The organism is Niveispirillum irakense DSM 11586 (genome assembly GCF_000429645.1).
GTDB lineage: Bacteria > Pseudomonadota > Alphaproteobacteria > Azospirillales > Azospirillaceae > Niveispirillum > Niveispirillum irakense.
Map to the genome: position 1 here is coordinate 261,137 of NZ_KE386935.1, position 24,088 is coordinate 285,224.

Annotated in this window: 18 protein-coding genes; 9 read left to right on the forward strand and 9 right to left on the reverse strand. The window is 64.0% G+C overall.

The window, feature by feature from the left end:
- Positions 1-78: 78 nt before the first annotated feature.
- Positions 79-1,377 carry a tetratricopeptide repeat protein gene (locus G473_RS0123195; protein WP_154667546.1) on the reverse strand — a complete coding sequence of 433 codons (1,299 nt, stop codon included), beginning with the start codon at positions 1,375-1,377 and terminating at the stop codon, positions 79-81.
- A 93-nt stretch (positions 1,378-1,470) separates the two neighbouring features.
- Complete coding sequence (rhaT, locus tag G473_RS0123200) at positions 1,471-2,550, reverse strand: L-rhamnose/proton symporter RhaT (protein WP_029015069.1); 1,080 nt, start codon at positions 2,548-2,550, stop codon at positions 1,471-1,473.
- A gap of 523 nt (positions 2,551-3,073) precedes the next feature.
- Here rhaT and G473_RS0123205 point away from each other — a divergent pair.
- On the forward strand, positions 3,074-3,784 hold the full coding sequence (locus G473_RS0123205) for a hypothetical protein (RefSeq protein ID WP_029015070.1): 711 nt from the start codon (positions 3,074-3,076) through the stop codon (positions 3,782-3,784).
- A 76-nt stretch (positions 3,785-3,860) separates the two neighbouring features.
- Here the strand turns inward: G473_RS0123205 and G473_RS0123210 are convergent, their stop codons facing one another.
- Both G473_RS0123210 and G473_RS0123215 read right to left on the reverse strand, forming a co-directional pair.
- The gene (locus G473_RS0123210; RefSeq protein ID WP_035709047.1) at positions 3,861-4,460 is read right to left on the reverse strand and encodes an FMN-binding negative transcriptional regulator; all 600 of its coding nucleotides are present in this window, start codon (positions 4,458-4,460) and stop codon (positions 3,861-3,863) included.
- Positions 4,461-4,463: 3 nt separating this feature from the next.
- Positions 4,464-5,423 (reverse strand): alpha/beta hydrolase, encoded by a 960-nt coding sequence (locus tag G473_RS0123215; protein ID WP_210163388.1) that lies wholly within the window; start codon positions 5,421-5,423, stop codon positions 4,464-4,466.
- A 189-nt stretch (positions 5,424-5,612) separates the two neighbouring features.
- Between G473_RS0123215 and G473_RS0123220 the strand changes: the two genes are divergently transcribed.
- On the forward strand, positions 5,613-6,371 hold the full coding sequence (locus G473_RS0123220) for an AraC family transcriptional regulator (protein WP_029015073.1): 759 nt from the start codon (positions 5,613-5,615) through the stop codon (positions 6,369-6,371).
- A 29-nt stretch (positions 6,372-6,400) separates the two neighbouring features.
- Here G473_RS0123220 and G473_RS0123225 read toward each other — a convergent pair whose 3' ends face one another.
- Complete coding sequence (locus G473_RS0123225) at positions 6,401-8,821, reverse strand: glucan 1,4-alpha-glucosidase (RefSeq protein ID WP_051330636.1); 2,421 nt, start codon at positions 8,819-8,821, stop codon at positions 6,401-6,403.
- Positions 8,822-9,051: 230 nt separating this feature from the next.
- Here G473_RS0123225 and G473_RS0123230 point away from each other — a divergent pair, with 230 nt between their 5' ends.
- From G473_RS0123230 to G473_RS0123245, 4 genes are all read left to right on the forward strand, one after another.
- On the forward strand, positions 9,052-10,677 hold the full coding sequence (locus G473_RS0123230) for an alpha-amylase family glycosyl hydrolase (protein WP_051330637.1): 1,626 nt from the start codon (positions 9,052-9,054) through the stop codon (positions 10,675-10,677).
- Between the two features lie 228 nt (positions 10,678-10,905).
- Positions 10,906-12,198 carry a sugar MFS transporter gene (locus G473_RS28540; RefSeq protein WP_210163389.1) on the forward strand — a complete coding sequence of 431 codons (1,293 nt, stop codon included), beginning with the start codon at positions 10,906-10,908 and terminating at the stop codon, positions 12,196-12,198.
- 131 nt (positions 12,199-12,329) lie between these two features.
- Positions 12,330-13,376: a LacI family DNA-binding transcriptional regulator gene (locus tag G473_RS0123240; RefSeq protein WP_029015076.1), complete on the forward strand. Its 1,047-nt coding sequence runs from the start codon at positions 12,330-12,332 to the stop codon at positions 13,374-13,376.
- A 47-nt stretch (positions 13,377-13,423) separates the two neighbouring features.
- Positions 13,424-14,401 (forward strand): glucokinase, encoded by a 978-nt coding sequence (locus G473_RS0123245; RefSeq protein ID WP_029015077.1) that lies wholly within the window; start codon positions 13,424-13,426, stop codon positions 14,399-14,401.
- Between the two features lie 85 nt (positions 14,402-14,486).
- On the opposite strand, the gene G473_RS0123250 is transcribed toward G473_RS0123245, so the two are convergent.
- Positions 14,487-14,906, reverse strand: coding sequence for an organic hydroperoxide resistance protein (locus G473_RS0123250; RefSeq protein ID WP_029015078.1), 420 nt, complete (start codon positions 14,904-14,906; stop codon positions 14,487-14,489).
- Positions 14,907-15,301: 395 nt separating this feature from the next.
- Between G473_RS0123250 and G473_RS28545 the strand changes: the two genes are divergently transcribed.
- Both G473_RS28545 and pyk read left to right on the forward strand, forming a co-directional pair.
- Positions 15,302-16,774: a DEAD/DEAH box helicase gene (locus tag G473_RS28545; RefSeq protein WP_035709052.1), complete on the forward strand. Its 1,473-nt coding sequence runs from the start codon at positions 15,302-15,304 to the stop codon at positions 16,772-16,774.
- Positions 16,775-16,996: 222 nt separating this feature from the next.
- Positions 16,997-18,409, forward strand: a complete 1,413-nt coding sequence (pyk, locus tag G473_RS0123260) for a pyruvate kinase (RefSeq protein WP_029015079.1) — start codon at positions 16,997-16,999, stop codon at positions 18,407-18,409.
- A gap of 87 nt (positions 18,410-18,496) precedes the next feature.
- On the opposite strand, the gene G473_RS0123265 is transcribed toward pyk, so the two are convergent.
- Positions 18,497-20,890, reverse strand: a complete 2,394-nt coding sequence (locus G473_RS0123265; RefSeq protein ID WP_029015080.1) for a glycoside hydrolase family 2 TIM barrel-domain containing protein — start codon at positions 20,888-20,890, stop codon at positions 18,497-18,499.
- Positions 20,891-21,227: 337 nt separating this feature from the next.
- On the opposite strand from G473_RS0123265, the gene G473_RS29660 reads away from it, so the two are divergent.
- Positions 21,228-22,433 carry a GGDEF domain-containing protein gene (locus G473_RS29660; protein WP_084438578.1) on the forward strand — a complete coding sequence of 402 codons (1,206 nt, stop codon included), beginning with the start codon at positions 21,228-21,230 and terminating at the stop codon, positions 22,431-22,433.
- 39 nt (positions 22,434-22,472) lie between these two features.
- Here G473_RS29660 and G473_RS0123275 read toward each other — a convergent pair whose 3' ends face one another.
- Together G473_RS0123275 and G473_RS0123280 are read right to left on the reverse strand one after the other, a co-directional pair.
- Entirely contained in the window at positions 22,473-23,222 is a 750-nt protein-coding gene (locus tag G473_RS0123275) for an SDR family NAD(P)-dependent oxidoreductase (protein ID WP_029015081.1), read from the reverse strand.
- Positions 23,219-24,082, reverse strand: a complete 864-nt coding sequence (locus G473_RS0123280) for a 2,4-didehydro-3-deoxy-L-rhamnonate hydrolase (RefSeq protein ID WP_029015082.1) — start codon at positions 24,080-24,082, stop codon at positions 23,219-23,221. Before G473_RS0123280 ends, G473_RS0123275 begins: the two co-directional genes overlap by 4 nt.
- Positions 24,083-24,088: the final 6 nt, after the last annotated feature.

Below are 24,088 nucleotides of genomic sequence, written 5' to 3' on the forward strand. Positions count from 1 at the left end.
CCGCATTGTCCCGCCCCCGCCCTTGACCAGATCATCGTACCGGCAAAGCGTCGTGCAGCCGGCGAATATGCGGGGGCGTCACTTCTTCCCAGCATAAAGCAATGACCAGAGACCGCCCAGCCGTGCCTCGTCGCTGTCGGCGGGCAGGGTTGCCAGGGTCTGCTGTGCCGGCTTGGCCTGTCTGGCCCCATATTGCGCCATGGCAAGGCGCAGCCGCACGGGGTTGGGCTGACGCAATTTCCCCCGTAAGGCCTGCTGCATCAGAGCGATGCCCTTATCGGCCTGCCCCTGCGTCACCCGCGCCATGCCGATCTTGGCCAGGCTTTCCGCGTCCTTGTCGGCAATGGCCTGGCGTTCACGCTCATCCAAAGCGGCAAGTTGTGCGGCGCGCTGTTCCTGGGCATAGGCGCGCATCCGTTCCTGGCGGGGGGCTTTCGGCCCGGTGCCCAGGATACCGCCAGCCCAGCCCTTTTCCAGGATGGACAGGGCCTCTCCCGGCAGGTCGCTGACCAGGGCAAGCTGGGCCATTTCCGTGTAGGAATCAGGGTTCTCATAGGCGTCAGCCGCCAGCTTCAGGCGCGCCCAATCCAGGTCCAGCCGGTCGGGCACCTTCTGGGTCCGTTCCATCGTATCGAACAGGCGCTGCCAGTTGGCGCGGCTGGGATCGGTCAGCAATTGCTGGCGCAGGGTGCGGATATAGCCGGCACTGTCACCGGAGGCGAATTCCGATGCCGCCAGGAATTGCAGCAGATCGGGCGATGGGGTCTTGCCGGCCTTGCGCTGTTCGGTCACCAGCGCCTGGGCGATCCGCGCCGCTTCCACCGGCTTTTTGGCGCGGTAATAGGCTTCCGCCACCATCTGGCGAAAGGCATCGCTGCGCCGGCCGGCGGCAATCGCCTTTTCGCCAAACTGAATGGATTTCTCATAATCCCCGGCCCGATACCAGAGTTGGGACAGGGTTTCCAGCACGCCCCCTTGGTCCGCGTCACTCAGCGGCACCAGCTTGGCCGCCGCCTCGAACGCATTTGCCGCCAGATCGAAACGGCCCTGCGCCTTGTAGATCGCGGCGCGCATCTGCTCGATGGCCCATTTTTCCTGCGCCGTCACCTTCGGCGCGGCGGACGCACGCTCCACCTCTTTCAACGCATTGGCATATTGCTTTTTCTCCAATGCTGTCCGGGCGGCCTGCAAGGGCTGCCCCACCGCTGGACTGACCGCGATTTCAGCCGCCGCCGGCACGGCCAGGGCAAAGGGCGCGGCAAGGGACGCCAGCAAGGCGGCGGGCAGGAAAAGGCGCTTGAAGGCCTGGAAGGGGGCGTGGCGCATCGCCGTCTCCGATAAGGCGGACAGGTCGGGACTGGCGGCAGGGACTGCCACCTCCTTCTGGTTTGCGTGCTTTGGGACAGGGTTTCAAGGGGTTGGAGGGCAAAAATATGCAAGCCCCCCAACACCCCTTACATCCGGCCAGGATCAGTGGGCGGCCACATTACCGGCCAGGGCATTGCCCAGGCCGATGATGATGGTGGAGCCGACCAGGGTGGCGATACCGGCCCAGACACGGCGCCGTGTGCCCGCGCTGGCGCCCGCCCATTCCTTCAGCGCGAAGCCCCACAGGGTGGAGAACAGGATGATGGAGGCCATGTGCAGCGTCCAGGAGGAGAAGCCATAGGCCCCCATCTGGCTTTCGCCCATCGTGTAGAAGAAGAACTGGAAGTACCAGAGCGTCCCACCCAGCGCCGCCAGCAGATAATTATACAGCAGCGGCGGGCGCTCCCCCTTGGCGGCGGGACCGGGACGACCGATGAATTCACCGGCGCTGCCATTGCGGATGATGAGATAGCCGCACCAGATCAGGTTTGTCGTCAGGCCACCCAGCAGCACGACGCACAGGACCGGCAGCCCCTGCCAGAGCGGGCTGGTGCCAGCGGCCAGGGTCAGGTCGCGAATGGGCTGGCCCGCCGCCAGACCGAAGGCGAAGCAACTGGACATCACGCCGCAGAACAGCGCGACCATCAGCCCCTTTTTCAGGTCGAATTCCGCGATGCTGGTATCAGCACCGCCGCCGATCATCTCCGCTTCCTTGGCGCTGCCGGCCCGGGCGACCAGCACGATGCCGACCACCGCCACCGCGATCCCGGCCAGGGTGGTGCCGCCGCTGACCGTCATGGCCAGATCAATCAGCGTGCCGTTGAAGATGGGCGGCCCCAGCGTGCCGACCACGGTGGTCAGGCCCAGCGCCACCGCCATGCCCAGCGACAGGCCCAGATAGCGCATGGTCAGCCCGAAGGTCAGCCCGCCCGTACCCCAAAGCAGACCCCAGAACCAGCACCAGAACAAGGTGTCAGACGGGGTTGCCGCCAGCACGGCCAGCAGATCATTGGTCTGCAGCCCGGCGCCGATCCAGGGCGCAATGGCCCAGGAGAAGATGCCGCCGGCCAGCCAGAAAATTTCCCACGACCAGCGCCGGATACCCTTATAGGGCACGTAGAAGCTGGCCGAGGCCAGCCCCCCCAGCCAATGGAGGAACAGGCCAAGCAAGGGATTGGGCATTCGGGATTTCCTTCCTGAAGGGCGCTTCGTTCTTAAAGGATCAGGATCTGTCGCCCCATCAGGGAACCGAGCACATCATTATCCCATATTATGGTTGCGCATTCTATTTAATGGAAATATTCCCGTCAATCGCCGGTTTCCGGCGCATAGCCCCCGTTCCGGCGGGCAGATCACAGCCCCTCTACGCATGACGGGAAAACCTTTTATGATACACGCCTGATTTGCCGCCATCGGGATCGGGGAGAGACTATCAATGTCGGGAAAGCAAAACGCCTTTTCCCCCCGCCATGCGCCCCCACCAGTATCTTGGCCGGGCAAAAGCGGTTCACCCGCCCAGGCCAAACACGCATCCCCAGGCCAGGGCCAGAGGCCGGGATTGGCCCCGCCGCCGGTCCACTGGCCCGGCGGGCGCGCCCCTGGCGCCCCCGTCCCGGTACAATGCAAACCCGCCGTCCGAGCGACCGCGACCGCCCCCATGGCATTGGCTCCGCCGCCACCACCCATACGCTTTCACGCAACCTGCATGGCGGCGACAACGGGTGTCGCCCAGCCTGCGCGGAAAAGGAAAGACCCGCCCAAAAAAGCACCGAAGAAGCGGAAGTCACTTTTCGGCCGGCCCGATACGGATGAGGATGACAGTGATGCGGACGATGAAGATTCATCGGACGAAGATCATCCCGACCCGTCGCTCAAACGCCGTAAAACCCGACCGGCGACCATGAACAGCGCGTTAAAAGAACGGGTGATCCGGGGCACCGCCCATCAGAAACGCAGCAACCTCAATAAACGTCGTTATCGCAATGTCTGGACATGTCCCGTCTGTCGCCGGCCGCTGGCTTATGAAGACAATGGCGGCGCGTTCCACATGACCAAATATTCATACATCAGTAAAAAGAACCGGCATCACAAGACGCAGGTGGCAACAGAGCCCGATCACCATCCACCTTGGAAAGTCCGGGCGGCCAAACTTGAAAAACGCGGGGCCACGCGCGACGAAATCCGCGAGGATTATCTGGACGAAAGCCAGTTACGGGCGCTGTGCCGCATCTGTAACGGCTCCCACCGCTACGAGGGCAAAAAAATCAAAGATTACGATTCCGACGATAGTACCGGCGATCCCGGCACGCCGGATGATGAGCCGGAGAATAAAGGACGCTGGAGCTTCTTCCACGATCGCCCTGGGGGAGGCGGTGGCGCCGCCATGGGGGGGGCCGGTGCCGTCCGGGTCAGATAGTCAGACAGACCAGCGAAGGCCTGTCTGACACCATACATGGGACACAGGGGGGCACGGGCACAGGATGGAGAGCGGCTCAGATATCGCGATTGCGCCGCATCCAGCCTGCCAGCTCATCATCAGGGCCCAGCGCGTCCAGGATGTTGGCGAAAATCTCCGGCCTTTCATCCTGGCCCAGCTTGAACCGGGCATCGAGGCGGGTCACCTTTGCCTCGAATGCCACAATATATTGCACCAGCTTCTCGTAACGCGGCCCCATCTCCGCCACCTTCCAGGGCTGGTGATGGTTTTGTTCAACCGCATTCACCAGCCGTTCCAGGGCATGATCGTTCAGATCAGGCCGCAGTTGGATCTCCGCCTCGATCGTGATGACGGCATAGTTCCAGGTGGGGCCCCAGGTCCGCTCTCCTGCCCAGTTGGGGGAGATATAGGATTGTGGACCCTGGAACAGGATCAGGGCGCGGGGATCGGCTTCCAGCGCGGCAACCAGGGGATTGGTCCTGGCCATATGGCCCAAAAGCGTCACCACCCGGCCTTGCCCATCCACATCCGCCAGCAGCGGCAAAGGGGACGCGGCGGCCGGGGTCGCGCCGCGCGCCGTCACCCAGGCCAGGGGATATTGGCGGATCAGGTCGGCAATCTGCGCATCTTCGCGCGGACGGAACAGGTCGGACATGGCTTAATTTCCCCGCAATTGCTGCGACAGCCAGGCCGCCGATTCCGTGAAGGCCTGATCGGCCAGGGAAGAAATGGATACCGCTTCCAGGAAGCTGTGGCTGGCACCGGCATAGACCCGCTCCACCACCGGCACGCCGGCATCCCGCAGGCGGGCCGCCATCTGGCGGTTTTCATCCAGCAGGATGTCACATTCAGCAATGGCCAGGAAGGCGGGCGGCATGCCGGTCAGGTCGGCCCGCAGGGGCACCGCCAGCGGGTTTTCATATTCTGCCGGCTCCGACAGATATGCGGCCCAGAATTCCACCATCTCCGCGCTGTTCAGCATATAGCCGGGATCGCCATAACGTTCATGGCTGGGGGTGACGCGATGGTCAAAAGCCCCATAATTCAGCAGCATGGCCTGCGTCACCGGCAGGCCGCGCTGACGCAGGCGCAGATTGGTGGCAACCGACATGTTGCCGCCCACACTGTCACCGGCCACGGCGATGCGGCTGCCATCCAGCCCCAGATCGGCAGCATGGGCGCGCAGCCAGGTGATGACATCGACGGTCTCGTCCAGGGCGCGGGGGAATTTCGCTTCCGGGGAGCGGGTATAATCTACCCCCACCACGGCAACATTGGCCCGACCGGCATATTCACGCATCAACCGGTCATGGGTATCCAGGCTGAACAGCACCCAGCCGCCGCCATGGATATAGACCAGGATGGGCAGGCCCGGTTCCAGGCTGGGACGATGGATGCGGATGCGCACATCCAGATCACCCACGCGCATTTCCTCTGTCCGGGCCATCACGGGGCCGCCCTTGGTCCAGGGGGCACGGACAATCTCCGCGATGCGACGGCTATCCTCCACCCCATGGTCAGGGCCACGCGGGTGGCTGGCATAGCCACTATTGATCGCGAGGTGAAACCGCTGGATATCGGGATCAAGGTCGGCGGCAGGGGTTACGTCAATGGTCACCGGTGGCGCTCGCAGCTTATATTTATGTGCAGGGCAAAGCCTACTTGGCTGCCGGGCGGGCGGGCTTGCCGCGACGGGTCATTCTCTGACGCAAATGGGCCGAAGCCAGCCAGGGCGCTTGACCCGGTCCCGCGCACGGGCCTTCAATCACTTTAACCGGGCCAACGTTTGACAAGGGACCGACAGGCGATGAAGCGCAGCACCGATTATCCCCTGGAACAGCGCCCCGTCGTGGCCCTGCAGGATGAATATCCGCCCGGCTTTGTCGATCCCACCCACAGCCACCAGCGCACGCAATTGCTCTACGCCTCGTCCGGCGTCATGTCGGTGGTGACAGAAGGCACCTCCTTTGTGCTGCCGCCGCAGCGGGCGCTCTGGCTGCCGGCCGGAACAGCGCACGAGGTTTCCTGCCGCGGGCCGGTATCACTGCGTACGCTCTATATCGACCCCGCGATCGACAAATATCCCGGCCAGTGCCGGGTGATCGAGGTGTCGGAGTTCCTGCGCGCCCTGATCCTGGAAGTGGTGAAATTCGGCGCCGATTATGATCTGGACGGGCGGGAGGGGCGGATTGTCCGCCTGCTGCTGGACGAGATCGAGCGGATGCCCAACGCCCCCTATCAGGCCCGGATGCCGATGGATGAAAGGCTGGTGCGGGTCTGCCGCGCCATCATCGCGGACCCCGCCGACGGGCGCGATCTGGATGATCTGGCCAAGCTGGCAGGGATGAGCCGGCGCACCTTCACCCGCCTGTTCAAGCAGGAAACCGGCATGGGTGTCGCGGTCTGGCGCCAGCAGGTGCGGTTGATGGAAGCCTTGTCGCTGCTCTCCTCCGGCCGGCCCGTGACGATGGTGGCCTATGATGTGGGCTATGACAGCCCCAGCGCCTTCACCGCCATGTTCCACCGCACCTTCGGCGTCCCGCCCAGCCAGTATCAGGTGCGGTAGGCTGCCCCCCTGCCGCACCTGAACCGATATTACTTCCCGCCAGCGTAGCGCGCCGCCACCGGGCCATAGAGATCCCAGACCCGGCGGTCATGCAGGGACCGAAGCAGCTTCACATATTCCGCATGGCTCCAGGCCAGGGGCGTGGCGGAATTGGTGCCTTCACCCGGTTTGTAGTTATGCGCCGTGGCGGCCCCCACCCCGTCCCAGACCTGTTCCGGGATCATCAGCCCTTCATTGGCGAACAGTTCCATCCCGCGCACATAGGTGCCCCGGATGGCGTCGATATCCGCCGGCTGGGCGCCGCCCGGCTTCAGGGCCGCGGCGGCAAGCGCGTAATGGCCACGCTCCCCGGTGAAGATCGGCCAGACCCGGCCACGCTGGCCGGCTCCCATGCCGCCTTCCAGTTCCCCCACCCCGTAATTGGCGCCGTTGCGCACATCCTCGCCATAGCCGTCATTGCCATAGCGACGCCAGCCCGGATAGGTGCCCGGCTGCCCTTCAAAGGTGAAGAGATACTTCACCCGCACATTGTCCGGCAGGCCGGTATCATCCAGTTCCGGCAGACTGTCCAGAATGGACGGGGCATCCGCCCGGCGCACGCCATAGCGCACCAGTTCCAGGAAGCCCGCATCCAGATAAATATCCTCGGTCAGGGCTTCCTTGCCATTGCGCGCCGTCAGCGGGCCCTTGTCATCGGGATTGTCGTTCTGGGTGATGCGCAGGAAATAGCGGCCATTGCCGCCGCGCTCCGTATAGGGGCCGGTGGTGGTGAACATGGTCTTCTCGATGGACGCATTCACCCGGTCCGCCGTCTGGCGATAACGGGCGGCGGCGTCCGCGTCCCCTATCTGCTGCGCGATTTCCGCCGCCGCGATCAGGCCCGCCACCACTGCCGCCGTGCTGGAGGGGGAATAGCCGCCCTGTTCCTCCCACCGTTCCTGCTGGGTGGCCGGCGGGGTGACGGTATCTTCCGTATTCCAGTCAATGCCGGGCTTGCCACCTGTGACCAGGAAATCCGCCGCCGGCTTCAACATCCCGCTCCAGGCCGCCTTCAGCGCCGCATCATCCAGGATGCCGGCCTGCCACAATTTCCAGCCCAGCATCACGGGCATGGCGGTCTGGTCCAACTGCACCGCCACCCATTCGCGCGTGCCGTCAACATGGGTCTTTTGCAGGAACCAGCCGCTCGCCCCCTTGTTGCCCGGTGTGTCAGGGCGGACCTGGATCATTTTCAGATAATTGAAGGCAGCCAGCGGCGTCTGCGTGTCGCCCAGCGCCAGCAAAGCCATGGCGCATTGGTAAAAATCGCGCGGCCAGACGGCCTTATAGCCGGTGGTCAATTCATCCGCCGTCACCGTATCGCCCCAGGGGGAGGAGAGGGAGGCGATCAACGCGCCGGCATGGGTCTTGTCCTCCTGCGCCTTCAGCACCAGGGCGCTGACATTGGCCAGCCGGCCGCCATCCCCCGCCATTTTCTGCAAATCCGACAAGGGCGCCAGGGTGGCAAGGTAATCTTCCCAGCCGATGGCATCGCCCTGGCCGTTATAAGCGGCAAGGACCGCGCTATAGCCCCGGCGCAGCGTAGCATCCGCGGCGGCACTGGCCGCGGCCCGGTTGGGACCGAAGCCGATGACGATATCCTGCACCCGCTCGGTCCCCGCCTTCACGGGTGCCAGTTCCCCCGCCAGGGCCACATTACCGGGGGTCTTGCCGCTGTCGGCATAAGCAGTGAAGCGGCCATCGCGACGCAACTGGGTCAGCGCGTCAGACGCGCCGACAAAACCCACGCCCGCCTGGGCAAAGCCGGACGCCGACCGGATGGCCAGCGCCGTGTCCCCTTCCCACGCATTCAGCGTGCCGCCAGCCGTATCCACCCGGTCACCGCCACCCGTGCCGCGCATCTGCGGGTCAGCCAGCAGGATGGGGGTGATATCGGCGGTCAGCGCCCGGAAAATATGGCGGATGAACAGCACATCGCGGTCGGGATCGGTGAAGATATGCTTCTCGATCTCATACCGGCCCTGGCGGTCGCGGTTGACGATGCGATAGGCGAGCGACAACGGACGGCCTTCCGCGTCCTTGTGCAGATAGTCGATATGGCTGTCCATGTCGGCGGCTTCCAGATGCAGGAAATCCGCGCCTTTCACCGCCACCTGCACTTCCCGCAACTGCGCCTCATGGATCAGCCCATGCATCGTTTCCGTGACGATGCCCTTGGCCAGGGAGAACCAGACCCGCGACACAGGGCCGGTCGCGGCCCCATCGCCATAATGCCCATCCACATACGCCTCATAAGAGGTGCCGATGCCCGTCTTGCCGGCAAAAGACCAGGTGCCATGGGCACCAGGCGCGCCGGGGGCCGAAGCGGCGCCAGCCGCCACAGCGGACAACAGGGCAGCGGAGCCGGCGAGAGCGGTCAGCAGACGCGCGGCAATGCGGGTGGGTTTCATTCGTTTCTTCCCAGCTTTTCATGTTGTTGGCTCCGGCCATAATCCAGATCAAGCCGGGGCCGGCGTCTTGAATACGTATGTGCTGCAATGCACTGTTTGGTCGAATACGTATGCGCCCTGTGGAGCCCGAAAGCGCCCCCTCCTATCATCGGCCTCGACCTTGGAGGAACCCGGACGGAGCCACCGCCGGGAGGGGCAACCGCCCGACAGAAAGCGGATTTCAGATCATCATGCAGGACCAAGCAGCCGGCATCCGTCCCAGCGGACCCGACCATCCCTGGTGGCGCGGCGGCACCATCTATCATGTCTATCTGCGCAGCTTCGCCGACAGCAATGGCGACGGTATCGGTGATCTCCCGGGCTTGATCGCCCGGCTGGATTACATTGCCGGGCTGGGTGTGGACTCGGTCTGGATATCGCCGTTCTTCAAGTCACCTATGGATGATTTCGGTTACGATATATCTGATCATTGCGATATCGATCCGATTTTTGGGACCATGGCGGACTGGGATCGGCTGGTAGAGGCGGCCCACGCCCGGGGGCTGAAGCTGATCATTGATCAGGTCTATTCCCACACCTCCGCCCAGCATGAATGGTTCCAGCAGAGCCGGCAGAGCCGGGATAATCCGCATGCCGACTGGTATGTCTGGCACGATGCCAAGCCCGATGGCAGCCCGCCCAACAACTGGCAATCCATCTTCGGCGGCCCTGCCTGGACCTGGGATGCCCGCCGGCGGCAATATTACATGCATAATTTCCTGTCATCCCAGCCGGACCTGAACCTGCATCACCCTGCCGTGCAGGAGGCGATCAAGCAGGTGGCCCGTTTCTGGCTGGAACGGGGGGCTGACGGGCTGCGCCTGGATGCAGCCAATTTCTACACCCATGACCGGGCCCTGACCGACAATCCGGTGAATACAGACAAGGTTGCTCCCCGTCGCCCAGTGGAGTTCCAGCGGCCGCTGCACAACATCTCCCAGCCCGAGACCTTGAGCTTTATTGAGGAGTTGCGCCACCTGGTGGACAGCTATCCCGATCGCTTCACCGTAGCGGAGCTGGGTGAGGCACCTTTCAGCATGGTGGCGGATTATACCCAGCCCGGTAAACGTTGTCATTCCGCCTATAATTTTGCCTTCCTGTACCAGAATAAGCTGGATGCCGCCCTGCCCGCCCAGGTGATCGAGGACTGGATGCAGGCGGCCGGCGGGGCCTGGCCCTCCTGGACCTTCTCCAACCATGATGCCCCGCGGGCATTGTCCCGCTTTGCCGACGGGCCGGAGACGCCGGCCCGGGCAAAGATGCTCAATGCCCTGCTGCTGTGCCTGCCCGGCACGCTGTTTCTCTATTACGGGGAGGAGCTGGGCCTGCCCCAGGCCCATATCGGGTTTGAAGATCTGGTCGACCCCGAGGCCATCGCCAACTGGCCCCACACGCTGGGCCGGGACGGCGCGCGCACGCCGATGCCCTGGCAGTCGGACGCCCCCCATGGCGGCTTCACCCAGGGTCGCCCCTGGCTGCCGGTTGACCCCCGCCATCTCGCCCTGGCCGTGGATAAGCAGCAGGGGGCGGAAGACAGCACCCTGGCAGTCACCCGCGCCCTGCTGGCGATACGGCAGCAGGAGCCGGCATTACGCTGGGGGGATGTTGCCTTTCGCGACCTGGGGCCTTCGCTGGTCGCGCTGGAACGCAGCCATGGCAATCGCCGCTTGCTCTGCCTCTTCAATCTCGTGGAAGCGGAAACGGCTTTCACCTTGCCGGACGGGACGCGGTGGCAGGCCTTGTTCACAGGCAATGGCGCCAGCCTGGGTGCCGCCACCCTGCCCCCTTTCGGCTTCCTGCTGGCGGAAGAAACCTGAGCGCCGGCGGGGGCGGGGCGCAGAAAAGCGCCTGGAAAGGTTCTATCCTCTGCCAGACAAAAAGTTATGGAATTACATAAACATCAGGCGCTATACGCTTAGCTTGTTACAATATGCATCTGCAAAAAATGGCCCTGGCTGAAAAAAACTTGTCGACAGCGTTGTCACGCTTTGTCACATGATCAGCCCAGCCAAGCCTGCATAACAAGCTTTCATAGGGAGGTCGCCTTGGCACAGTCCGCTCCGGCACCCGCAACGGGTGGGTCCGATCAGTTTCCCGTATCGGCCAGTATGCTGCCCCTGACCATCATGCTGTTCTTCATGGTCGGGTTCGTCACCGTTCTGGTCGACCCGCTGGTGGCCAAGTTCAGGGCGGCTTTCAGTCTCAGCTATGCCGAGGCGATGCTGACCCAGTTCTGCTATTTCCTGGCCTATTTCATGATCTCCCTGCCTGCCAGTCGCGTGCTGGACAAGCTGGGCTATCTGCGGGGCACGGTTCTGGGCTTCGTCACCGTGGGTGTCGGCATTCTGCTGTTCATCCCGGCGATTGAGGTGGCGACCTACTGGGTGTTCCTGGCGGCGCTTTTCATCATCGCAACCGGCATCACCATGATCCAGGTGGTGATGAACCCGCTGGCCTCCGGCCTTGGTCCGGCAGCCACAGCGCCCCAGCGCCTGACCCTGGCGCAGGCCTTCAATTCTGTCGCCACGACGGTGGGACCGCTGCTGGCCGGCTATTTCATCTTCGATGCGGTGACGGAAGCCGGCGCAGGCAGCGATGCCGGCTCCCTGCGGGTGCTGGAAACGCCGTGTCTGGTGCTGGCCTGCGTCATGTTCGCCATCGCCGCCCTGTTCTGGGTACTGCGGCGTAACGAACGGCGGGAGCGCCGGGAAAGCGCCCATTGGCACATGCCTTCCCTGCGGGAAAATCCGCGGCTGGCCTTCGGCGCGCTCTGCATCTTCACCTATGTCGGCGCTGAAGTGGCGATCGGCAGCCTGATGATCAACTACCTGGGCCTGGAAAGCACGCTGGGCCTGGATGAGAAGACGGCGACCCATTATCTGGCCTATTACTGGGGTGCGGCCATGGTCGGCCGGTTCATCGGCTCTGCGGTGATGAGCAAGGTGCAGCCTGCGCGCGTCCTGGCCTTCTGCGCCTTGATGTCGGGCGTGCTGGCCGCCGTGTCAGCCGTGACCACGGGTCCGATCTCTGCCTATACGGCCCTGCTGATCGGCCTGTTCAACTCCGTCATGTTCCCGTCGATCTTCTCCTTGTCGGTGAAGGACATGAACGACCAGACCCCGGCCGCCTCCGGCCTGCTCTGTCTGGCGATCGTCGGTGGTGCCATTGTCCCCGTCGTGACGGGCAAGATGGCTGATCTTACCAACCTCCACGTGTCCATGATCATCCCGGTCCTGTGCTACGTGACGATTGTCGCCTTCGCCCTCCTGTGCGCCCGCGGCGCCCTGGAAAATGGCGTGGGTCGTCGTACCGCCGCCCGTCTGGCCGGCGCTGACTGATCCAGTGCGGCCCCGGCCGGGTCCTTCGGGGATAAATTATGCCCCCGACAGGCTCTCCGACCGGGGTCGGGACTGGACCGGAAGCGTCGCAACGACGATAAAGCTGGGGTTGTCCCCGGCCGGAGAGAGAGATGGCGCCGCCCCACCCGCGCAAACCGACCATCAGTGATGTCGCCGCGCTTGCGGAAGTGTCGATCAAGACCGTGTCGCGGGTGATGAATAAAGAGCCCAATGTCCGCGATGTGGTGAAAAGCAAGGTGCAGCGCGCCATGACGGAACTGGGCTATCAGCCCAGCCTGTCGGCCCGCAGCCTGGCGGGGGAGCGGTCTTTCCTGATCGGCCATTTCTATGGCGACACGGGCGGCCAATACACCCACGATATCCAGCTTGGCATGCTGAACCGCTGCCGCGATGCAGGCTATCACCTGATGATCGAGGAAGTCGTCTATGACGCCCCCGATGTGGGGGAGCGGGCGGCGGCACTGGTCAATCAGGTGCGGATGGCCGGCGTGGTGCTGACCCCGCCGGTCACCGACAATCCGTTGATACTGGATGTGCTGCAACGGGCGGGCGTGCCCTATGTCCGCGTGGCGCCCGACCAGAATATCGACACCTCTCCCATCATCCGGATCGACGAATGGCAGGCCACCCGCGACCTGACCGACCATCTGATCCGGCTGGGGCATCGCCGCATCGGCTTCCTGAAGGGCAAGCAGGCCCACGCCGCCACGCGCCTGCGCTATGGCGGCTTCTGCGAGGCCTTGGCCGAACATGGGCTGGCACCCGCACCGGAACTGGTCGAATATGGTGAATTCTCCTATGCCACCGGCCTGACCTGTGCCCGGCGGCTGCTGATCCGGCCGGACCGGCCGACCGCCATCCTGGCGTCCAACGACGAGATGGCGGCCGGTGCCCTGGCAGCGGCGCATGAATTGGGCATCCCTGTGCCGCAGCAGCTTTCCATCGTCGGGTTCGACGACACGCCCATCGCCTCCATGGTCTGGCCGCCGCTGACCACGGTGCGCCAGCCCGTCATCGCCATGGCGGAAGCCGCCGCCGATATCCTGCTGGAACTGATCCGGCGCAAGGATTCCGGCCAGTGGGACCATCCGGTGCCCCACCGCCAACTGGATCATGTGCTGGTGGAGCGTGCCTCCACCGGCCCGGCGCCGTTCTAACCCTATCCGATAGCCATTTTCAGCCCCCTTCCCACGGAACGCAGATCATGACCGACGGCAACGCCCCCTTCCTGATCGCCGACATTGGCGGCACCAATGCCCGCTTCGCCCTGGTGGGGGAGACAGGCCCGGCCTATGCCGAGCAGGTGCTGCGCTGTGCCGATTATCCGACCCTGACCGATGCCGCCCGCTTCTACCTTCTGGGCCAGAAACTGCCCGTGCAGCCCAAGGTGGGCGCCATTGCCATCGCGTCGCCCATCCTGGGGGACAAGGTGCGGATGACCAATCTGGCCTGGGAATTCTCGATCGAAGGGGTTCGCCAGGATCTGGGCCTGGATCATCTGGACGTCATCAATGATTTTACCGCCGTGGCCCTGGGCATCCCGGAACTGACGCCGACCGACTATATCCAGGTCGGCGAGGGGGAGCCCGTGGCCAACACGCCCATCGGTGTAATCGGCCCCGGCAGCGGGCTGGGTGTCTCCGCCCTGGTCCCGGCGGGGGAAGCCCACTGGACGGCGCTGGCGACGGAAGGGGGCCATGTCACCATGGCGCCGATCACCGACCGGGAAAGCGCTGTGCTGGCCCAGTTGCGCAAACAGTTTGAGCATGTATCGGCAGAGCGGGTCGTCTGCGGCCCCGGCCTGTGCAACCTGTATGACACGCTGGCCTTCCTGGAAGGGATCGAGCCAGAGAAACTGACCGCCGCCGATATCAGCGACCGGGCCGTCGCCGGGCGCGATGCCACCTGTGTGGAGGCGCTGGACATGTTCTGCGCCATGCTGGGATCGGTTGCGGGTAACCTCGCCCTGTCCATTGGCGCGCGCGGCGGCATCTTCATCGCCGGTGGCATCGTGCCGCGCTTCATGGGCTGGTTCGGCCATAGCCGCTTCCGCAAGCGGTTTGTGGAAAAGGGCCGCATGCGCGCCTTCCTGGGGCCGATCCCCACCTATGTTGTTACCCACCCCTATCCGGCCTTCCTGGGGCTGGCCGCCAAGGTGCGTCAGGCCGCCCGCCATCATTGATGGCAGGCTGAAACGGAAAGGACCGGGGCGGGCCCATCATGGCCAGCACCGGTCCCTTTATCCCTGCACCAACGCGGTAAAGGCGTCAGGCGATACGGGTTTCAACCGTGATATTGCCCTTGGTGGCGTGGCTGTACGGACAGACCCTGTGGGCGCGGGCCACCAGATCCTGTGCCACCGCCGCATCGACGCCGGGCAGCGTGACCGTCAGGGTCACAGCAAGACCAAAACCCTCGCCATCATCGCGCGGCCCGATACCGACGGAAGTGGCTACTTCCACCCCGGCCGGCACGGCGATCTTGTCGCGATTGCCGACGAATTTCAGCGCGCCGATGAAACAGGCGGAGTAACCGGCAGCGAAAAGCTGCTCCGGATTGGTGGCGCCACCGGCACCGCCCAGTGCCTTCGGCGTGGCCAGCGCCACATCCAGCAACCCATCATCGCTCGTAGCACGGCCATCACGGCCACCGGTTGCCTTGGCATTAGCGGTATAGGCGATCTTCATTTTATTGCTCCTTGGCTGCTGGGTGGGCGTCACCGCCCGTGTCCCCCGTTGTTCATGAGAGATATATCGCACACGAATTAATCGCCCGCAATCTTTTAAATCGCACACGATAATATCGTAAGCCATGCGATATTATCGCTTGTCAGGGAACGTTTCAGCCGCCAACGCGGCCCACGCAGGCCAGAGCAGCCATCAGGATGCTTGTATTGCGACCGCGAAGACGCCTAGATCGCAGATGGGGGGCTTGGCAGTCCGGCGGGAACCGGACCCGATGTTGAAAAGCGCCCCACGCCCGGACCCGCATATCGCGCCGGGCAAAGCCTGTCCCCCGCAGGCCGCCCGCCGCCAATCGCGGTGCGGGCCATCGCGCGAAATGCTGTTTCAGGTTCTGGTTAATGGAAGATTTTTCGAATTTCGGGCTGATCGCCCCCCTGGCGGCCGGCTTGCAGACCGCTGGTTACATAAAGCCGACGCCGATTCAGGCCGCCGCCCTGCCGGCCGCCCTGGAAGGCCGGGACGTGCTGGGCCTGGCCCAGACCGGCACCGGCAAGACCGCCGCCTTCACCCTGCCCCTGCTGCAGGCCCTGGCGCGCCAGGATCGCCGCGCCCGGCCGAAGGCGCCGCGCGCGCTGGTCGTGCTGCCAACGCGTGAACTGGCGCTGCAGGTTGGCACCGTGTGCGAACTGCTGGGCATCCAGTTGCCCTATAAGGTGGCCGTGATCCATGGGGGCGTATCGCTGAACCCGCAGATCCGCATGCTGGCCGAAGGGCTTGATATCCTGGTGGCAACGCCGGGCCGGCTGCTGGACCTGATGAACCAGGGCCATTGCCGGCTGGATGCGGTGGAAGTTTTCGTCGCTGACGAAGCCGACCGCATGCTGGATATGGGCTTCCTGCCGGCGGTGAAAAAGATTGTGGCGGCCCTGCCCAAGCAGCGCCAGACCCTGTTCTTCTCCGCCACCATGCCCACGGAAGTCTCGCATCTGGCAACCGGCCTGCTGCGGGACCATGTGCGGGTAGAGGTCACGCCGCCCTCCACCACGGTGGAACGGATCGAACAATCCGTCATCATGCTGGAGCCGACGCAGAAGGCCCCCACCCTGGTGGCGCTGTTGCGCGATCCGGCGGTGGAAGGGGCCATCATCTTCACCCGCACCAAGCATGGCGCCAACCGTCTGGCCGCCCAACTTGTCGGCGCTGGCATCGGGGCCGATGCCTACCACGCCAACAAATCGCAGAATGCACGGGAACGGGCGCTGAACGCCTTCCGCGACGGGAATACCCGCGCGCTGGTCGCCACTGACATTGCCGCCCGCGGCATCGATGTCGAAGGCGTGACCCATGTCTTCAATTATGATCTGCCGGAAGTGGCGGAAGCCTATGTCCACCGGATTGGCCGTACCGGCCGCGCCGGTCGGGCGGGGCGCGCCGTCTCCCTGGTCACAGCCGCCGACCGGCCGCTGCTGAAGGCGATTGAGAAGCTGACCCGCCAGACCATCCCGCTGGATCTGATGGGGCCGGCTGCGCCCCAGGCCATGCCGGCCATCAAGCCGGCCCGACCGCCGCAGCAACAGCAGTCCCGGCGGCCCAAGCCTGCCGGCGGTATGGGTGCGCAAGGCAAGCCCCCGGCCCGCCGGCCGGGTCCGCGCCCGGCTTCTGCGACAGGGGCGCCGGGCGCTGCCAATGGGGGCGGCAATGCCGGTTCCCCGCAGGCAAACACCGCCGGCCGCCATGCAGGCACCGGGGCTGGCAGCGGCGCGGGCGACCAGAACGGCCGCCGCAATGGCCCGCCCGGCGGCCACCCCGCCAATCGCCGTCGCCGGGGTGGCAGGCCGCAAGGCGGGCACGCCCCCGCTGCAAAGGGCTAAGCCCGAAGGCAAAGGGTGCTGGGGTAACAGAATAAACCCCAGCACCTTAGCAACCGCAGCATACGGTAAGGTGCCCACGATAGCCGGCGACCGAATCGTGTAACTTTACTACATTTTTAATCCTCCTACGCAGAAGGGGGGCAGCCATCGGCGCGATTTGATGGTACAGATGGCTAAAGGCCTACCAAGCCATCAAATCGCGAAGAAGGAAGCGCCAAGCCCATGCGTCGTCACCGCCACGCCAAGATCGTCGCCACCGTCGGCCCGGCCAGCAACACGCCGGAAAAGCTGCGCGAACTGTTCCTGGCCGGGGCCGATGTGTTCCGGTTGAATTTCAGCCATGGCACGCATGAAGACCATGCCAAGGTCCATGCCGCCATCCGTGCGCTGGAACAGGAAATGGGCCGTCCCATCGGCATTCTGCAGGATTTGCAGGGCCCGAAGATCCGCATCGGCACCCTGGTGGATGGCAAGGAAGAACTGGTGAAGGGGGAGCGGGTTCGCTTCGTCCTGGGCAAGGAGCCCGGCGCCAAGCAGAATATCCCCCTGCCGCATCCGGAAATCTTCGCCGCCATCATGCCCGGTCAGGATCTGCTGATCGATGATGGCCGCGTGCGCGTGAAGGTGAAGGGTGTCACCGACACCACGATTGATGGCGAGGTGATCGTTCCCGGCACCATCTCCAACCGCAAGGGCGTGAACCTGCCGGGCACGGCACTGGACATGTCGCCCCTGACGGAGAAGGACCGCGCCGACCTGGCATTCGGCCTGTCGCTGGGGATGGACTGGATCGCGCTGTCCTTCGTGCAGCGCCCGTCGGACGTGATTGAGGCCAAGAGCATCATCGGCGATCGCGCCGGGCTGGTTGCCAAGATCGAGAAGCCGCAGGCATTGGAAAAGATCGATGATATCGTCCGCTTGTCTGACGCCATCATGGTGGCGCGCGGCGACATGGGCGTGGAAATCCCGCCGGAGGATGTGCCCGGTCGCCAGAAGGAACTGGTGCGCGCGTGCCGTCTGGCCGCCAAGCCGGTGATCGTGGCCACCCAGATGCTGGACAGCATGGTTGCCACCCCCACCCCGACCCGCGCGGAAGCGTCTGACGTGGCGACCGCGGTTTATGACGGGGCTGATGCCGTGATGCTTTCGGCCGAAAGTGCTTCCGGCCAGTACCCCGTGGAATCCGTGTCGATGATGAGCCGCATCATCGCGTCCACCGAACGCCACAGCGCCTATCGCCCCATCATCACCGCGCTGGAACCGGAAGTGGACACCACCCCGTCGCATGCGGTTGCCGCCGTCGGTGCCGATCTGGCCCAGACCATCGGTGCCGCGGCCATCTTCGCTTTCACCTCCAGCGGCAATACGGTGGCCCGTATCGCCCGCAAGCGGCCGGACGTGCCGGTGCTGGCCGCCACGCCCAATCCGGATGTGGCCCGCCGGCTCTGCCTGTTCTGGGGCGCGCACCCGATCCAGTCCGGCGATGTCGGCACGTATGAGGAAATGGTGGTGCGTGCCAAGGAACTGGCCGCTTCCAACGAATTTGCCCAGACCGGCCAGCGCATCGTGGTCGTTGCCGGCATCCCCTTCGGTCAGGCCGGCAGCACCAACAATCTGCGCGTCGCGAAACTTTGAGAGAGGGGGCGGGCCGCGTCGCCCGCCCCTTTCCTACCGCCTCGGAAAAGCCCCGCTAACCGGGGCTTTTCTTTTGGCTGCGGCAGATCACTCCACAGCCTTGATCGTTGCCGTGGCGCTTTTCACGCCGGGGGCCGTCACCTTCACCTTGATGCTGCCTTTGGTCTCGCTGGCACGGACCATCAGCAGGGCGCGGCCTTCCCGTGCCTTGCGCGTTGGCTCCTGGAACATGGTGTGATCGCCGGACGGCGCACCATTATCAAAGCCGGCCATCACGCCCGCGCCGGTCACCTCCGCCGTCAAGGGCAAGGCGGCATCGGGGACCAGCGTGCCGTTCTTGTCCACCACCTCAACCCGGATGAAGCCGATATTGTCAAAGCCGGGGGCGAGGCTCTGCTGCTCCGCCACCAGCCGCAGCGCGGCGGGCTTGCCGGCGGTGCGCAACTCCTCCTCCGCAACCTTGGCGGCGCCGTTGAAGGCGACGGCCTTCACCGTGCCGGGCACGAAATCCACCTCGAACAGGACCGGGCTGTCATCTTCATTGCGGGGCTTCACCCCTTGGGAGCGGCCATTGACGAACAGTTCCACCCGCTCGGCATTGGTATAGATTTCCACCTTCTCCTTATGCGGCTCCCGGTTGGCGGGCGACCAGTCGGCCAGCGCGGTCGGTCCCTTGGGGGCCGGCAGGGCAACTGCCGTCGGGGTGGGCATCTCGCTATTGTCGAACTGTTCAGCCACGCGGCGGGCAATATGGACGACCGGCTTTTCCGACCACCAGGCCGCCCGCTCCTTGGCCAGCGGCTTCAGCGCATCGGTGCGGTCAACCAGACCGGACGGGTTGGAGATGGCGGGCCAGCCGGTGCGGTCCGCCTCACCCAGATAATCCACGCCTGTCCACAAGAACATGCCGGCATAGGCCGGGTTGTCGCGCACCACCAGCCAGGAGCCCCGGTTCTTGGAATTCTCCGTGCCAATGATCTTGCGGCTGGGCTTGTCGGCATGGGCCGCCGCCAGTTCCTTTTCCCGGTAATTCTGCCCGACCACATCCAGCATGTCGGCCAGCCCGTTCTGATAATCGCCCGTCGTGTTGGGGCGGAACAGGGCCATGGTCACAGGGCGGGTCGGGTCTTCTGCATGGAAGACGCCCATCAACCGTTCCAGGATCGATTTGGCGACGATCGGATAAGGCGTATCGTGGATCTCATTGCCCACGCTCCAGATCACGACGGAGGGGTGGTTGCGGTCGCGGCGAACGAATTCACGCGCGTCGAGCGCACTCCAGTCCGTGAAATAGAGGTGATAATCATAGGGGTTCTTGGCCACCGTCCACATGTCGAACGCCTCGTTCATCACAATGATGCCGAGCCGGTCGCAGAGGTCCAGAACCTCCGGTGAGAAAGGATGGTGGGCCGTGCGGATGGCGTTCACGCCCAGGGCCTGCATCCCCTTCAACCGCCGCTCCCAGAAGGAGAGCGGCACCGCCATGCCAAAGGCACCGCCATCGGCATGCAGGGCCACGCCCTTCAACTTGATATTGCGGCCATTCAGCCAGAAGCCGGTGGCGGCGTCGAACCGCGCCTCCCGGATGCCGAAGCGGACCTCATCATTATCCAGCAGCGCGCCATCATCGGCCACCACCTTGATCCGCGCGGTATAGAGCGCGGGATCGTTGATATCCCAGCGCCGTGCCTGCGCCAGATCCAGGCTCGCGGTCAGGGGCACGGCGCGGCCGGGCGGCAGCACGGTTTCCGCCCCTTGCAGGGTGCCGGCGGGCTTGCCGTCCGGGCCGATCAGTTCCACCTCCAGCCGGGCGCGACGCTCAGCCTTGGTGCGGTTCATGATGCTGCTTTCCACCGCCACCGTGGCGCCCTGCGCCGTAAGGTGCGGCGTCGTCACCCGACTGCCCCAGGTATCGACATAGATGTCGCCGGTGGTGATCAGCCGGACATGGCGATAAATGCCGGACCCGGCATACCAGCGCGATGCGGGCTGGCGCTCCGTATCCGCACGGACGGCGATGACATTGCGCCCCGCCTCCCCCGCCCCATACCGCAGATGGTCGGTCAATTCGTAGCGGAAGCTGGAATAGCCGTTGGGCCGGTGGCCGATATGCTGGCCATTCACCCAGACGCCGCTATGGGCCATCACGCCATCAAATTCGATGAAATAGCGCCGGCCAGCCTGGGCCTGTTCCAGCGTGAAATCCTTGCGATACCAGGCAACGCCCGTGGGCAGGAAGCCGCCGGCCCCACCAGCGGGCGCATATTGGTCGAACGGGCCCGCAATGGACCAGTCATGCGGCACATCCACCCGCGTCCAGCCGGAATCATCGGCTGTCAGCGCTTCCGCCCCGGCAATATCTCCCTTGGTGAAACGCCAATCCGCGTTGAAGGAAGATATCTCCCGTTGCGCCCAGGCCGGGGCGGTGATCATGCCCATGGATAGAATCGTAGCGGCCAGCAGCTTCGATAAGGTACGCATTATCCCCCCGGATTTCTCATATTATGAAATTATTTCCCATCATACGTCAAAAGCGGGTTTTCATAAATATGATAAATCCGGAGCGCCGGTAAAAATGACCAGATCAGCTTTGGTTGTAGTTTGTTAAATATTACAATTTTGGGAACAGGCCCCATAGGGTAGTGCTGAATGGCGTTAAATGATTAACCCGTTAAAAGCGCCCGTTATCTCTGATCACCTGAAAAAGAAAGATTTTTAGTAAATTTGTCGCTACAATGAGCATGTGATTGATGCTTATCCCCGTATGTGTCGCTTTGTAATCATTCCCTGTGAGCGCCTTGCTTTGTGAGCGTCTTGGATGTCGCCAGCTCTCGATCTCCCCACCATGTTCGCGACGAACGCGCTGGTCAGCGCCATTGGCGGGGTTATTCTTTTGCTGGTGCAGCGCGGGCAGACCAATCTGCCGGGGGTCGGGCTCTGGGCTGCCGGCCGGTTCATCCTTACGGCGGCCTGTTTTTCCTATTTCATCGGGCTGGAAGCGAACCGCAGTGGCATCATCCTGGGGATGGTTCTGGTCGTAACCAGCGTCCTGGTCGATTATTTCGCCTATGCCCGCTATATGGGCCGACGATCGCGGGCCCGGTGGCCCCTGGCGATGGCCACCCTTCTGGGCATCCTGGCCATTTTCATCCTGGCGCTCCCCAGGCCCAATCCGGGCCCGACCCTGGCCGTCTTCATAGCCGTCAATGCTGCGCTCAACCTCGCCACGGGGCGGTTTCTACTGCTTTACCGGCCCCCCGACCTGCATGGTCCGGCCACGGCCATTGCCAGCCTGCATCTGGTATGGGGCGTGTTGACCCTGGCGCGCTTGGTCTTTCTGATCAGCAATGATTTTGATGTCGGGGCCATGGCCAGCACTAATACGGCCAGCATGTTCTTTGCCAGCTTCCATGCCACCTGTCAGACGGTGGGGCTGCTCTGGCTGGTTGTGGCGCGGCTGCAGATCAATCTGCGCCAGAAGGCCGATACCGACCCGCTGACCGGGCTGCTGAACCGCCGTGCCCTGCAAACGGCGTTTGAAAGCCTGGAGGCGCGGCTGCGGGCGGATGGCGGCGGCTTTGCCGTCATCATTTTCGATCTGGACCATTTCAAGCGGCTGAATGACGAATATGGCCATGCCGCCGGCGATGCCATGCTGGTGGCGGTGGCCAGCACCACACGTTCCAGCACGCGCCCCGGCGATGTACAAGCCCGGCTGGGGGGCGAGGAATTTTGCATTGTCCTGCCCGCTGCCGGCCTGGGTGAGGCCCTGGATATCGCCGAGCGTCTGCGGCTGGCGATTGCCGGCCTCCGTTTGCCGGACCTCCCCGTCCAGATCACCGCCAGTTTTGGCGTTGCCAGCAGCGGCGCCCATGGCCAGGACGGCAACGGCCTGATCCGCGCCGCCGACGATGCGCTCTACTGCGCCAAAAGAAACGGCCGCAACCATGTTCAGGTTGCGGCCGATATCTCTTTAATCCAGCGGCCGGAAGGGCCGCCATCCTTGATCCTGACCGGCAAATAGCCCTGCCGCCGTCACCGGCAGCAGGGCTATTTACACGCATCAGTAGGTGGTGCGGCCACCGGAAATGTCGAAGGTCGACGCGGTGGTGAAGCTGCATTCGGTGCTGGCCATCCAGCAGATCATGGATGCGACCTCATGCACCTCGCCCAGGCGACCCGCCGGGATCTTGGACAGCATATAGTCGATCTGGCTCTGCGGCAGCTGCTCCAGGATCGGGCTCTTGAAGGTGGCCGGCGTCAGCGCATTCACGCGGATGCCGGTCTTCGCCAGTTCCTTGCCCAGCGACTTGGTCAGGCCGATCACGCCCGCCTTGGAGGCCGAATAGGCCGAGGCGTTCGGATTGCCTTCCTTGCCCGCCACCGACGACACGTTGACGATGCGGCCATAATCGTTCTTCAGCATGAAGGGCACGACAGCGCGGCAGCAATAGAACAGGCCGTTCAGGTTGATGTCGATGACCCGGCGCCAGCTATCCAGCGGGAATTCATGCACCGGCACCGTGGCGCCGGTGATACCGGCGCTGGCGACCAGAACATCCACCCGGCCCATCTTCGCAAAGCTCTCCGCCGCAGCCGCTTCAACGGCGGCAGCATCGGAGACATCCAGCTTGATGGTGTGAACGGCGCCCGTGGCTTCCTTGGCGGCAGCCAGCGCATCGTCGTTCATGTCCCACAACGTGACCTGGGCACCTTCCGCCGTCAGGCGGGCCGCCACATCGCGGCCAACGCCCGAGGCGCCGCCGGTGATGATGGCCGCCTGGCCGGCAAAACGTCCTGCATAGACACTCATGCCACACCCCCGGCCTGCCAGGCGATGACGTCCTGGCGCTGCTCACCCAGCTTCTCGATGCCCAGCTTGATGACGTCACCGGCCTTCAGATATTTCGGCTCCGGCTTCTGGCCCAGGCCGACGCCCGGCGGGGTGCCGGTGGTGATCAGGTCGCCCGGCTCCAGCGTGATGAATTTGGAGATATAGGCAACAAGCTGCTGGCAGGTGAAGATCATCGTCTTGCTGTTGCCGTTCTGGTAGCGGTGGCCGTTCACTTCCAGCCACATGCCCAGGTTCTGCGGGTCACCCACCTCGTCAGAGGTGACAACCCAGGGGCCGACCGGACCGAACGTGTCGCAGCCCTTGCCCTTATCCCAGGTGCCACCACGCTCGACCTGGAATTCACGCTCCGACACGTCATTGATCAGGACATAACCGGCCACATGGTCCAGGGCGTCGGCCTCTTCCACATAGCGGGCGGTCTTGCCGATGACGATGCCCAGTTCCACTTCCCAGTCGGTCTTGACCGAATCCTTGGGGATCATGACCGGATCATTGGGGCCGTTCAGGCAGGAAATCGCCTTGGTGAACAGCACCGGCTCCGACGGGATCGGCAGGTTGGATTCAGCGGCATGGTCGGCAAAGTTCAGGCCGACGGCGATGAACTTGCGCACGCCATTGATCGGCACGCCATAACGCGGGTTACCGCTCACAGCGGGAAGCGAAGCCGGGTCGATCTTGGCAATCGCGGCCAGACCTTCCGGGGTCAGCGTGTCCGGGGTGATATCGTTGATGTGGCCGGACAGGTCGCGGATGGTGCCCGTGGCATCCATCAGGCCGGGCTTCTCCTGCCCCTTCGGGCCATAACGAAGCAGCTTCATGGGATT